Consider the following 14,238-nt stretch of genomic DNA (forward strand, 5'->3'; position numbering starts at 1 on the left):
CCTCCTATATTTTTTATCTAAAAAGCCATCCTGAGAATAATAGCAGTCCAAAACATGCAACATTAAAGTTAATAACAATTTGTACATACTGGAACCATTTTTCTTTCTTATGCTTTTTATAATACTTCCATTTTCTTTGAATTATATCAGTTAAGACTAATACCACTCCTTGATATAAGCCATAAATAATATAAAATAAGCTTAATCCATGCCACACTCCCATAACTAGCATAGTTATGATTTGTGCTACATGAGAAGCAGTAAACCTACTTTTAAATCGTTTCTTTCTCATAGAACTTAATACTATTCTTGAGTATATATAATCTCCAAACCACTTTGATAATGATATATGCCATCTTGTCCAGAATTCCTTCATATCCTTACTTAGGAATGGTTTATTAAAGTTATCTGGAGTTTTTACTCCTAATATATAGCTTGTACCAACCGCAAATGAACTATAACCTGCAAAATCAAAAAATAAATACATGCTATAAGCATACATATAGTTTAGTCCATTAAAAAATGTTATACTTTCTGGAATCTTACTCATCCATAAAGTATTAATTAAATACGCTAAAACAAACTTATATCCTAATCCAATAATTATTTTTCTTATACCGACATATAAATAATCATCTAAATACTCATTTTTATCTATAGTTTTATTTAAATCTTCTTCAAATCTTCTATATCTATCTATAGGCCCTGAACTTAAAGTTGGGAAAAAGATTATAAAATATACTAATGTTGAAAACTTAACTTCTTTTATAGCTCCATCATATATTTCAATAATCATTTGTATAGCCTTAAAGTTTAAATAAGATAATCCAATAAAACCTATAGGTCCAAAGCTTGTAAGTGCCGATGTTTTAGTAATTATTACTGGTAGCATAGATGCAAGTAAGGCCAAATAATATATTATCTTACTTTCAGTTTTTCTTCTTATAAATAAATAAGCATATATTACTGTAAATTCACCTACAATAAACATAATAAATAAAAGTAAATTATATTTTCCTGTACCAACTATTAATCCCACCATAAGTATTGATATTAAAACACCATAATTCTTTATATTCTTTCCTCTTATACCTAATATTATTGCTGGTATAAAGGATAACAGTAATATATATAGGTATAAGTAATCTCCATATTGTGCTAATTTCATTACTTAATTTCCTCCATAAGTTTCTTTCTATCTACTTTTCCATTTGTATTTATTGGAAATTCATTTATAACTTTTATATTCCTAGGAACCATATATGATGGAATGTATTTTTTTAATTCATCTTTTATTAATATTGAATTTTTCAAGCTACTTAATCCATTATCTTCTTTTAAAGTTACAAAAGAAGATAAATGTGATATTTTTTCATCTTTGTAAACTGGTAATACAACACAATTATTTATATTTGATACTTTTCTAAGATTATTTTCAATATCTTCGATTTCTATTCTAAATCCATTTAACTTTATTTGAAAATCCTTTCTACCACAATAATACAAAATTCCATTATCATAATAAGCCATATCACCGGTTTTATATCCTCTAAGAATTTGTCCATTTATAACTTCTGTAAAGAAAACCTTACTAGTCATCTCTTCGTTATTGAAATATCCCTTGCTAATACTTTTACTTAATGCTAATAACTCACCCTTTTCTCCATCTTTAACTTCATTATTTTTATCATCTACGATTTTTAATATTCCACCTTCTAGAGGATATCCAATTGGAATAGATCTTTCATCTTCAAGCATTCCTTCTGTTACATCAATTGCTGATAATAATACTGTCCCTTCAGTCGGCCCATATCCATTTATAATTCTTACTCCTTTAAATCTTTCCATTAATTCTTTCACTAACTTTTTAGAGAGTACTTCTCCTGCAAAAAAGAATGTTCTTAAATTAGGCATTAAGTTACTATTGAAGTTTACGTCTCTAATACACATTTCTGCTAAAGCAGGCGTTGAAACCCAATACTTTATATTTGACTCATTTAAAGTATTAAATAAAAGCTTAAAATTCTCTAGAGTATTCTTAGATAAACTATTTAACGTTTTACCATGTATTAATCCTAAATATATTGGTATAACAGATACATCAAAGGAATATGAAACTTGGTTCATCATAACATCTTCATTCTCATCTAAATCCATATATTTTCCGAACCAATCATTAAAAGAATCTAAATTATTTTTACTTATTTGTACTCCTTTTGGTTTTCCTGTACTACCAGATGTAAATAGAATATATGCATTTTCATCATCTTTAACCCAATTTTCAACTAATCCTGACTCACTCTTTATATTTTTAATTATATTTTCTATATCTTTTTTACTATAAGAGCCATCTAAAGCTTCTTCTGTAAAGTTCACTACTACCTTTGCATCTACTTCATTAATTACTTGTTTAACTCTCTCTATTGGAAATGTTACATCCAGCGGTACATATGCTCTTCCTGATTTTAGAGCTGCTAACATTAAAACTAAAATTAAATTATCTTTATTGCCATGTATAACAATAGGCGATCTATCTTGTCCAAATTCTTTTATAAAGTATGTCGCCATTGAATCTGACATTTCATCTAATTCCCTATAAGTTAATCTCTCCCCATCACATATTACAGCTAACCTTCCTTGTGTAGAATATTTTTTTACACTCTCTAATAGTCTCATAATTAATCTCCTTAACCTAACTAAAATTGGTTGTATATAAATGGTAAATCTTTCATTGTTGATAAAACAAATATTAAGAACATAGAAATAAGAACTATAGTTAAAATAATACTATCAAAAAGTTCTTTTTTATCTTTCATTAAAGTACTTATACATTTCTTCATCTATATTTAACCATCCTTTCCAACCTAAATGCATTACATCACTTAAATAATATTTTTCATATTCTTTATTTTGTAAATTTAATACATCAAAATCATAATTTTTAGCTATTTCTTCCATGCTATTATAGAACTCAGTTCTTTTTTCTAATGTTAACCCTAAATGATCATAATATAGTCCATTTACTGGCATTAAAATAATCAATGGTTTAATATTATTTTCTTTGCAAACTTTAAGAAGAAATTTATAATCATCCACTTCTTTAGATTCTAATAAATCTATGTCTTTCCAACTATCTTTTAATGAGTCATATTTATCTCTTAGGTACGTATCATAGTAATTATCATCTACAAAAATATCATTATTGGTTACTTTTGATTTACCTTCCTCTTCAGCCTTTTTATACTCATCATTCCAATCTATGTCCTTTATAATTGTTTCATCTTTATCTTTCATTTCTTCTAATAATTTTACTGTTTGCACTTTATCTTTTATTCCTAAGATATATTCTTTTAAACTATAATATGGTTTCAATAAAGTTAATACTGATTTAGATATTATATTATCTCTATAATACAAATTCGCATATATTCTTTCTTCTCCATACTCTTCACTATCTTTCAATAACGCTGAAATTCTTTTTGCATAATATAACTTACTTTCTTTATCTATATTTTCATTATTAAAAAAATCATAAAATTGCTGTTCAGAAAAATTTACGGAAAAATCACTTCCATCTATTCCAGCTTTACTATCAAACCATTGTGCTGATATAACAATTGCGATTTTATCTTTATCATTTAAATCATCTATATTGCTCAATATAGTAGCATGTTGTAATGATTGTGTATACGCTCTTCCATAAATGCTTACATCATACTCTGCACCTTTAAAAGGAAATGTATTTATCGGATTTTGATCTACCGGTGATGATAATTCTGATGATCCAAAAATCATTAGATCTCCATCCTTCTTCATCTTATCCTTTAATACTCCACCTCTATCCCTAATAATTTGATTGTAAGTATGCTTTATAGATGTTATATCTTTTTTATTAATCATTTCACTATATTTATTATTTACTTCATAATTAAAATAGAAAATAAATATAATTATTATACCTATAGGTATTAAAAAGTATTTTATCTTTTTCACAAATATATCCCCCTAAAATATCCTATTTATTTTAATTTTATACGTACTTCTTATATTTTACCACCATATTTATATAATTTTCCAATAAATATTAAAAAAATAATTTTTTTATATATTTCTAAAAGTAAAAAAAGAATACCTATTTTAATTAATAATTAAAATAAGTATTCTTATAAACATATAAATAAAAAGTGCTTTAAGCACCTTTTATTTATAATTATAACTTATATATTTTTTCTCTATTATTTACAACATTCTTAGTTGCATTTCTTGTATCGTAAACTACTTTTGCTCTGTCTACTATATCTTCATAGTCGTAAACTGTGTGTCCAGTTGTAATAACTACTATATCTGACTCATCTATAACTTCTTTCCAATCTACTGAATGGTAAGTTTTATTTTTATACTTAGCTGTAGCACAGAAAGGATCGTTAACTATAACTTCTGCTCCGTTCTTTTCTAGTAATTCTATTACTTTAAATGATGGAGATTCTCTATAATCATCTATATCATTCTTGTATGCTAATCCCATTACTAATACTTTTGAACCATTTAAAGCTTTCTTTTGCTTATTTAGTATCTTCATTATATTTTCTAAAACGAAGTCTGGCATAGAATCATTTATCATACCTGAAGTTTCAATAAGTTGTGTATGATAATCGTATTCTTTAGCCTTCCACTCTAAGTAGAAAGGATCTAGAGGAATACAGTGTCCACCAAGACCTGGGCCTGGATAAAATGGCATAAATCCATATGGCTTAGTTTTAGCAGCATCTATAACTTCCCATACGTCTATTCCCATTCTGTTACAAAGGATAGCCATTTCATTTGCTAAACCTATATTTATATTTCTAAAAGTATTTTCTAATATTTTTTCCATTTCAGCTACTGCTGGTGAAGAAACTCTGTGTATTTCTCCTTCTAATACATTTTCGTATAATGCAGCTGCAACTTCTGTACATTCTTCAGTACATCCACCTACTACCTTTGGAGTATTTTTAGTGTTGTAATGCTTATTACCTGGATCTACTCTTTCTGGTGAGAATGCTAAGAAGAAGTCTTCTCCACATTTTAATCCACTCTTTTCAAGTATTGGTTTTAATACTTCTTCAGTAGTTCCTGGATAAGTAGTACTTTCAAGGATTACTATCATTCCCTTATGAAGGTATTTTGCAACATTTTCTGTTGATTTAACTACATAAGATAAATCTGGTTGCTTATATAAATCAAGTGGTGTTGGAACACAAATACATACTGTATCTACATCACTTATAAAACTAAAATCAGTAGTTGCTCTTAATGTTCCTTTTTGTGTTAACTCGCTTAATTCAGAATCAACTACATCTCCAATATAGTTTTGACCATTATTAACCATCTCTACTTTTTGATCTTGAACATCGAAACCTATAGTTTCGTATCCAGCTTTTGCTTTTTCTACTGCTAAAGGTAATCCAACGTAACCTAATCCTACTACACCAACTTTTGCAGTTTTATTATTAATTTTTTCTAATAATTGTTCTTTTAAAACTGACATTGTTTCTCCTCCTAAATTTAATGGAATCAATTATTTTAATTTACTTATTATATAATCAACTTGTTCTCTAGTTAATTCTGGATATACAGGAATAGCAAAAGTTCTGTGAGATAAGTATTCTGATACTGGCATATCCCCTTCTTTATATCCTAGGTTTTTATACACTTTTTGAAGGTGTAATGGTACTGGATAATAAACTCCTGTTGCAATTCCAGCTTCTTTTAATTTTTCAATAACTTCTTCTCTATTTTCTGATTGTAATATATACATGTGATAAACATGTTCATTATAATCCTTAGCTACTGGAGTTACTAAATCATTATTTTGTAAAGCTTCATTATAAACTCTAACTATTTCTCTTCTCTTAGCATTCCACTTATCTATTTCCTTTATTTTAACATCTAAGATTGCTGCTTGAATTGCATCTAATCTAGTATTAAAACCAATTAAATAATTATAATACTTAAGTGGATTATAAACTGTATCATTAGCTCCTTCTGCTTTTTGAACTTCTTCTTGTATATTGTTAAGCAGGTTATAAGCCTTTTGACCATTTTCTCCACTACCATGAGTTCTTAGAGCTCTTGCAATAGTTGCAATTTCATCATTATCTGTAACTATCATTCCACCATCACCAGCACAACCTAAGTTCTTAGTTGGGAAGAATGAAAAACATGCTACATCTCCTAATGAACCTATTTTTCTTTCTTTGTATTTTCCACCTATAGCTTGGCAAGCATCTTCAATAACCATTAAATTATGCTTTTTAGCTATTTCATTTATTTCATCCATATCTGCACTTTGACCAAATATGTGAACTGGCATTATAGCCTTAGTTTTTTCAGTAATTTTTTCTTCAATTTTAGTTGTATCTATATTAAAAGTTTCTTTGTCTACGTCTACAAATACTGGAGTTCCTCCTACTGCTGATATTGCTTCAGCTGTTGCAAAGAAAGTAAATGGAGTTGTTATAACTTCATCCCCCTCACCTATTCCTATTGCTTTTAAAGAAAGAACTAAAGCATCAGTTCCATTACCTACTGATATTGCATGCTTAACTCCTATATAATTTGCAAATTCTTTTTCAAAATCTAATACTGTTTTTCCCATTATGTAATTAGCTGAAGATAATATTCCTAAAGTAGCTTCATTTAATTTATCAGCTAATGAATCATATTGAGCTTTTAAATCTATTAAAGGTATATTCATAGTTATACGCTCCTTTATATTCTATTTAATAGAAAACTAACATTATTATTTTATCACAATTATTAATATATATAAACTTTTTCATATAAATTTATAGTATAAGTTACTACATAATATTTTTAACTTCTTTAATTAACTCTTCAGCAATATATTCTACATCTTTTAAATCTAAAGTACTATAAACTGGAAGAGAGATTTCATTTACATATTGTGCATAAGCATTTGGATAATCTTCAATTTTATATCCTAAATTCTTATATAATGTAAACATTGGTAATGGCTTAAAATGAACATTAGTTGAAATTCCTTTTTCTGCTAATTTTTGAATAAGTGTATTTCTTTTCTCTTCACTAAATCCTTTAATTCTTAATGGATATATATGATATGAGCTTTCTGTTCCTTCACCATATTCGGTTACTGGTATTATACAAAATTCTTCTTTTTCTAAAATTCTTGTATAAGTATCAAATATTTCTTTTCTATACTTTAACATTCCTTCATATCTTGTTAATTGCACTCTACCAATAGCAGCATTTATATCTGTCATATTGCATTTAAATCCATCTGTAATTATATCATATTCCCAAGCACCAGCTTTCATCTTAGCTAATGCATCTTTTGATTGCCCATGTAGAGAAGTAAATTTAAAGTCTTGGAATAAGTTTTCTCTTCCTCCAAAGTTATTATCATTATATGTTATAGCTCCACCTTCTGCAGTAGTAAAGTTTTTAACTGCATGGAATGAGAAAGTATGGAAATCACATTGTGCTCCAATCCTTTCTCCTTTATACTTTGCTCCAAAAGAATGAGCTGAATCTACTAAAATAATTATATCTTCTCTGTTTTTTTCTTTTAAAACTGCTTTTATTTTATCGTAATCACAAGGTATTCCTGCAAAATCTACAGGCATAATTACCTTTGTTTTTTCTGTTATTAATTCTGCCATTTTATCATAATCCATAAAGAATGAATCTTTAGCTAAATCGCAAAAAATAGGTTTTATACCTCTATGCACTGCTACACTTGCTGTTGCAGTATATGTGTAAGGAGTTGTTATTATTTCATCTCCTTCTTTTATATCAAGAACTTTAAGAATTAACTCCATAGCAGCCGTTGCACTATTTAATGCTACTGCCTTATTAGCTTCACAATATTCAGATAACTCTTCTTCAAATTTTGCTAAATTAGGTCCTGATGTAATCCATCCTGACTTTAATACTTCCACTACAGCATTAATTTCTGCTTCAGATATATCTGGAGGTGAAAATGGTATCTTCTTTATATTATCCATTACTTTCAATTCCTTTCACAATTATAATCAATATATTTTCAATTATATATTTATGATTATTAAAGTGCAAGTTTATTGGAATCATAGTCATATTTCTTAATAAAAAAGTAATTCTATATAATTTTGCTTATTCCGTCGAACTCATTCCAAGTCATCGCAAAATTAATAGATTCAATTCAGAGCTAAAGGAAGAAAATTATAAAACCTTATTCACAGTGTAACACTTTTATAATTTTCCTAAAGGGTAAAAAAATAAGATATGACTATTTACGTCATATCTTATTTCATTTAATTTGAACTTAATAAATCTCTTAAAGATTCTATTACATTTGCATTAATTCCATAACCAGCTTGTACAACTAAATTTGTACTTTTTCTTGAAAGAATACTTCTTTGTGTTGCTGTTAAATCATTATTAGCTAGTACTACCGGTGAATTTTCTAATGCAGCTATTGGACCTGCACTTAATGCATCTATTAATTGAAGTCCTTTTGATACGTAAACTTTATTTGTTGAAGATCCATAGAATTTATCAATAATAAAAGCATTTGTTTCGTATCTTGTACTACCACCTATTCTATTTCCGCTTATATCATTTGTAGTTATCTTATTAACCTTATTTAACACACTATCATTTACTGCTGTAGTTCCACCTATAATATAGGCATTTTTTATTTTTTCTCCACTTAACCAATTATATATGGAAGAGTTTATACTATTACTTCTAACTAAAATTATAGGCATCCTATCTCTACCTGATACTGGTGCAATTGAAAGAGCATCTGCTTCACCTAATCCATTAGTTACTACAATATTTTCAATATTATAAAGATTAGAATCTATATACTTAGCAACTAATAATGATGTTTCATATCTATCGCTTCCACCTAATCTAGTTATTTTAGAAACTCCAAGACTTAATAATTGTTTTTCAACTTCTTGATTTATTACTGTTGTTCCTCCAACAATAATTACATTTTTAACTCCAAGTCTTTTTATTTCATTCTTAGTAACTTCTGGTATATTGTTTTGCTCTACTAATAATAATGGAGATTTATAGTAAGTTGCAATTGGAGTTGCTGTAAGTCCATCAGCTAATGCATATCCACCTGCTATTACTATTGTTTCTGAAGTATTGAATTTACTCTTACTTAATTCAACTGCTGTATCATATCTTCTATCACCAGCTCTTACATCAAGTCCTGGTCTAAATACATTAACTCTAGAAACAGAATCAACTGGAACATATGCCTTTGAATCCCAACTATATTGTCCATTATAACTTGTTCCTTTAGGAAAGTTAGTATCTGGATTTATTTCATAGTACTGAGCTCCATTTATAGTTACTATATCTAAACTATTTAATATAACCTTTGAATCAGTTAAAAGATTATATAATGCTTGTCCGCTTTTATTTATTACTAAACTGTTATTTTTTGCATAAGCAATTGTATTAGAATTAGTATCTCTTAAATCAGAATTTCCACCTGATAAATATCTATCTACTCTATAAGCATAACTTGATGCCTTTTCTCCCCAGAATGGGTCTGATGCATATCTTACATTTACACCTATATACTTGTTTCCTAGTGTTGCCCCATTATATCTATAATCAGCTGGATTAGAATAACCATTTGAAATATAGTTTTTTGAAAAATCTAAAACTGAATCTTTAGCTGATGCATAAGTAGCTGCACTACTTGTTCCATCATAAGCTTTTATACCAAATAGATTATTTCTTAAAATTGCATGATCTGATGTACCGCCTGCTGACTCATTCATTGCAACTGCCAACATTAATAAGGCATTAACTCCATAAGTTTCTTCTGCTTCTTTAAATGCTTGTCCTAATCCTCTTAGCTTTGAATTTGAACTTGTATTATTGTTAATATATTTATCTAATTCATCTGCAGAATATATAGTTTTACTTCTAAATGAAAGGTTTTGATAATATAAGTGATGTGGGTTGGATGAGTTTACAGCTCCACTTCTAATTCCAGCTTTATAATCACTTATAAGTGTAGATAACGCATTTTGAATATTTCTTCCATCATAAAAGTACATTCCATCATAGCTTAAGTACTTAATTCCCTCTGTTAGATAGCTTGGAGCTTTACCTATTAATATACTCCATCCTGTACTTCCTGTTAAGTCACTACTGATATAATGATATAACTCTCCATTTGAAACACTGTAGTAACTTGGATTCTTAACTTGATTTAATGGAATTACTTGCATATCGTAATTTCCTGAGTTTGTATTATTGCTAATCCAACCTTCTCTTCCATTAACTAATACTTTAGCTGAAGTTCCACTATATTCTAATATTGGAGCATCGCTAACATATCCTGGATTAACATATGTAACGAGATTATTTAGACTCGGACTATCATATATGTTTATGTTTTTTACAACATTTGAATTATTTTCAAATTTAGTAATCCTCGCCATTTCATTAGTAGAATATACAACTTGTCCATAATTATTAATTACTGCTGGTAATGTATTATTACTATCTAATGTTTCTTGTGGCAATTCATTTGCCACACTTATAGCTTCTTCTAAATTGTTAAATGAATCTATAAATTCATAACTTCCATCACTATAAGCAAGTGTTAATTCATACTCGTCATCAGTTAAAGGTACTAATACTTCCATATCCTTTTGAGCTTCTATCATAAGTTGATACTCAATACTATCTTCATCAATTCCTTCAACTACGTTTTCTTTTGCTAAAGAAAAGGGACTTACTTGATTAATGCTAACTTTTTGATATTTTGTTCCCTTTAAATCGTTGTTTTCTTTAACTTCATTAGTACTTTGAAGTTCATTACTTTCATCTTTAGTTTCTACTAAATTATTTTGAGATTCTTCATTTCCATCCTGAATACCATCTGTAGTATTTTGAGCATCCTCATTTTCATCTTGTGTATCTACCATATTATTTGGAGATTTCACATTTTCACTCTGAGTTTCTGATACATTTTCTGAAGATATATTCACTTCTTTATCATCTGTTTCTGCTTTAACACTTAAGTTAGGTAACAAAATTGATACTATTAGTGCTTGTGCTATTATTCTTTTAATTTTTTTTGCTTTCACTTACCAACTCTCCTTTCCTATTATAGAATACCAAGACAAATCTATTTATTCAATATTACATCCATAATAGTAATAATTTTTACATATTTTTCCCTATTATTTACTAAAAATTAACCATAAAAATATTTAAATCTTGAAAAAAGTAAAAAATAAAAGAGTTATACCAAGTACAACTCTTTTATTATTTAATTTTTGAACATTCCTCTTATAAAGCCTACTCCTATACTACAATGAATTGTTAAATATATTAATAAAAGTTTAAATGGATTTTTACCAAATGCATACTTAAAGTAAAATACTAAGTACAATATTAAATACGGTATCATACTTAACATAATAAAAATAGGAGTCTTAATTAATAATATTAATGCTAATATGTTGTAAATAACAAATACTGATGGAACTATAGTGAATATACTAAACTGTTTTTTATCTTGTTGAATTACTTTAGCTTCCCAATATCCATAATTATACATCTGTTTCCTAATTGCAGGATAATTATCTCTTGTAAAATAAGTGAATTTAATTATTGGATCAAATAATATTTTTCCTCCATTAGCAATTATTCTTTTATTTATATCATTATCTTGGTTTTTAACAAGCTCTTCATTGTATCCACCTACTTCTCTTAAAACAGAAGTTTTGTAGCATCCAAAACTAGCGGTATCTACTAATTGCTTTTTATTTGAGTATCTATATGAAGATACTCCACCACCAAATAATGTTCCTCTTGCTAAAGCATAATATTTACCTATAGTAGTCTTAGCATCGAACTTTATTTTTCCTCCAACACAGTCAACATCATTTTCTTTCATTGACTCTATACTATTTTTAATGAAATCTGGATCGTAAGTTGCATGTGCTCCAACTACAAATGAATACTCTGTATCTGAATTTTCTATTCCAATATTAAAAGCTGCTGCTTGTATTCTTTTTGGATTATCAAAAAGCTTTATATTATTAAACTCCTTCATTAACCCCTTCACTACTTCTGTAGTTTTATCAGTAGAACTCCCATCTATTATAAATATTTGATATTTATCCTTTTCATAAGATTGTTCTTCAAGACTTCTAATGCATCCTTCTATATATTTCTCTTCATTATATGTTGCTATTATTATAGTTGCGTCCATGAATTTTCCTCCTTGCCATTCCCGTAATCAATCTTCTCTAATAAAATATTTTATTAGTATATTAATAATATTCAAAGGAAAAGATCGCATTTCAATATAATTATTTTTAATAGAATTTACTAAATCTATATTTATGATCGATATGATAACATTTTACTTCAAAAATAAAGAATAGGGAATATTTTTATTCCCTATTTTTAAATTATTCTTCGCTTTTACCTACTCCTGAAAGTACTAAGCCTTTATTGTGGTCTAATGCCCAGCTAATACCCCAGTCATTTTGGAATATAAGGATATTTCTATCTTTGAAGTCCTTAACTTTTTTAGTATCTGAAGTTAAGTTTAGTTTTTCCATATCTACATCTTTATTTTCTATCCATCTTACGTATCTAAATGGAAGTCTATCCATCTTTATATCAACGTTGTATTCATTTTTTAATCTGTATTCTAGAACTTCAAATTGAAGTACACCAACAACTCCAACTATAATTTCTTCCATACCTACAAAGGATTCTCTAAATACTTGAATTGCTCCTTCTTGTGCTATTTGAGTAACACCTTTTACGAATTGTTTTCTCTTCATAGAATCTACTGGTCTAACTCTTGCAAAGTGTTCTGGTGCGAAGGTTGGAATTCCTTCGAATTTAAATTTCTTTGATGCTGAACATAGAGTATCTCCTATTGAGAATATACCTGGGTCGAATACTCCAATTATATCTCCTGCATAGGCTTCTTCTACTATTTCTCTATCTTGTGCCATAAATTGTTGTGGTTGAGAAAGTTTAATTTTCTTACCACCTTGCATATGATAAACGTCTGAACCTTTTTCAAACTTTCCTGAACAAATTCTCATAAATGCAATTCTATCTCTATGAGCCTTATTCATATTTGCTTGTATCTTAAATACAAAGGCAGAGAAGTTATTATCAAATGGATCTATTTCTCCAATACTTGAATGTCTTGGAAGTGGTGCTGTAGTCATATCTAGGAAGTGCTCTAAGAATGGCTCAACTCCAAAGTTAGTTAATGCTGATCCAAAGAATACTGGTGTTAATTCTCCTGATCTAACCTTTTCTAAATCTAACTCATCTCCAGCTATATCTAGAAGTTCTATATCTTCCATTAGCTTATCGTGAAGAGCTTCCCCTAAAATTTCTCTAAATTTAGGATCATCTACTGAACCTTCAATAGAATCTACTGCGCTTTGACCGTGGTTTCCTGCTGAAAAGGCAATAATTCTATTGTTGTCCCTTTCGTAAACTCCTTTAAACTCTTTACCTGAACCTATTGGCCAGTTCATTGGATATGTTTTTATTCCAAGTTCATTTTCTATTTCTTCTAATAATTCAAATGGGTCCTTAGCTTCTCTATCTAACTTGTTTATAAAAGTAAATATAGGCATTTCTCTAAGGGATGCAACATGGAATAGTTTTCTAGTTTGATCTTCTATACCTTTTGCTCCATCTACCACCATAACTGCACTATCTGCTGCCATAAGCGTTCTATATGTATCTTCTGAGAAGTCTTGGTGACCTGGTGTATCTAATATATTTATACAATGTCCATTATAATTAAATTGCATTACTGATGAAGTAACTGAGATACCTCTTTGCTTTTCTATTTCCATCCAGTCAGACACTGCATGAGTTGAAGCTTTTCTAGCCTTAACTGAACCTGCAAGTCTTATAGCTCCTCCGTATAATAGGAACTTTTCTGTTAATGTAGTTTTACCTGCATCTGGGTGGGATATAATAGCAAAGGTTCTTCTCTTTTCTATTTCATTTATATAATCTGCCAAGGGCTTTTCCTCCTTAAAATAAAATTAAGTTTATCTCTATTTCTCTAGTTATTCATTATACCCTAAAGTAATTAATTTTAAAATGAATTTTTAACTCTTTTGTTACTATTTTTAGTATTTATTTCATCTATAAAAAATAAATCCATGCACTAATTTTAACTTAATGCATGGATTTAAA

General features: G+C 28.2%; 10 protein-coding genes. All 10 read right to left on the minus strand.

Annotated elements, in window-relative coordinates; translation table 11 throughout:
* Positions 1-13 precede the first annotated feature (13 nt).
* Positions 14-1,168: a D-alanyl-lipoteichoic acid biosynthesis protein DltB gene (gene dltB, locus ACQPVP_RS00575; protein WP_430846216.1), complete on the minus strand. Its 1,155-nt coding sequence runs from the start codon at positions 1,166-1,168 to the stop codon at positions 14-16.
* Entirely contained in the window at positions 1,168-2,676 is a 1,509-nt protein-coding gene (dltA, locus tag ACQPVP_RS00580) for a D-alanine--poly(phosphoribitol) ligase subunit DltA (protein WP_430846218.1), read from the minus strand. The genes dltB and dltA overlap by 1 nt, the downstream gene beginning before the upstream one ends.
* 20 nt (positions 2,677-2,696) lie before the next feature.
* On the minus strand, positions 2,697-2,840 hold the full coding sequence (locus ACQPVP_RS00585; protein WP_430846220.1) for a hypothetical protein: 144 nt from the start codon (positions 2,838-2,840) through the stop codon (positions 2,697-2,699).
* Positions 2,806-3,993, minus strand: a complete 1,188-nt coding sequence (dltD, locus tag ACQPVP_RS00590) for a D-alanyl-lipoteichoic acid biosynthesis protein DltD (protein ID WP_430846222.1) — start codon at positions 3,991-3,993, stop codon at positions 2,806-2,808. Before dltD ends, ACQPVP_RS00585 begins: the two co-directional genes overlap by 35 nt.
* Positions 3,994-4,210: 217 nt before the next feature.
* Positions 4,211-5,527, minus strand: a complete 1,317-nt coding sequence (locus ACQPVP_RS00595) for a nucleotide sugar dehydrogenase (protein ID WP_430846224.1) — start codon at positions 5,525-5,527, stop codon at positions 4,211-4,213.
* 30 nt (positions 5,528-5,557) lie between these two features.
* Positions 5,558-6,736 carry a DegT/DnrJ/EryC1/StrS family aminotransferase gene (locus tag ACQPVP_RS00600; protein ID WP_430846226.1) on the minus strand — a complete coding sequence of 393 codons (1,179 nt, stop codon included), beginning with the start codon at positions 6,734-6,736 and terminating at the stop codon, positions 5,558-5,560.
* Positions 6,737-6,842: 106 nt separating this feature from the next.
* Entirely contained in the window at positions 6,843-8,027 is a 1,185-nt protein-coding gene (locus ACQPVP_RS00605) for a DegT/DnrJ/EryC1/StrS family aminotransferase (protein WP_430846228.1), read from the minus strand.
* A 288-nt stretch (positions 8,028-8,315) separates the two neighbouring features.
* Positions 8,316-11,129: a cell wall-binding repeat-containing protein gene (locus ACQPVP_RS00610; protein ID WP_430846230.1), complete on the minus strand. Its 2,814-nt coding sequence runs from the start codon at positions 11,127-11,129 to the stop codon at positions 8,316-8,318.
* A 185-nt stretch (positions 11,130-11,314) separates the two neighbouring features.
* Positions 11,315-12,262, minus strand: coding sequence for a glycosyltransferase family 2 protein (locus ACQPVP_RS00615; protein ID WP_430846232.1), 948 nt, complete (start codon positions 12,260-12,262; stop codon positions 11,315-11,317).
* Positions 12,263-12,464: 202 nt separating this feature from the next.
* A complete protein-coding gene (locus ACQPVP_RS00620; RefSeq protein ID WP_430846234.1) occupies positions 12,465-14,060 on the minus strand; it encodes a peptide chain release factor 3 in 1,596 nt (531 codons plus the stop codon).
* Between the last annotated feature and the right edge of the window lie 178 nt (positions 14,061-14,238).

It is taken from the genome of Clostridium nigeriense, from assembly GCF_050585265.1.
In the GTDB taxonomy this organism is placed as follows: domain Bacteria; phylum Bacillota; class Clostridia; order Clostridiales; family Clostridiaceae; genus Clostridium; species Clostridium nigeriense_B.

Bases quoted from the DNA above. Each gene is read 5' to 3' on its own strand.
- dltB (WP_430846216.1), bottom strand. From the start codon at position 1,168: ATGAAATTAGCACAATATGGAGATTACTTATACCTATATATATTACTG.
- dltA (WP_430846218.1), bottom strand. From the start codon at position 2,676: ATGAGACTATTAGAGAGTGTAAAAAAATATTCTACACAAGGAAGGTTA.
- ACQPVP_RS00585 (WP_430846220.1), bottom strand. From the start codon at position 2,840: ATGAAGAAATGTATAAGTACTTTAATGAAAGATAAAAAAGAACTTTTT.
- ACQPVP_RS00595 (WP_430846224.1), bottom strand. From the start codon at position 5,527: ATGTCAGTTTTAAAAGAACAATTATTAGAAAAAATTAATAATAAAACT.
- ACQPVP_RS00600 (WP_430846226.1), bottom strand. From the start codon at position 6,736: ATGAATATACCTTTAATAGATTTAAAAGCTCAATATGATTCATTAGCT.
- ACQPVP_RS00605 (WP_430846228.1), bottom strand. From the start codon at position 8,027: ATGGATAATATAAAGAAGATACCATTTTCACCTCCAGATATATCTGAA.
- ACQPVP_RS00615 (WP_430846232.1), bottom strand. From the start codon at position 12,262: ATGGACGCAACTATAATAATAGCAACATATAATGAAGAGAAATATATA.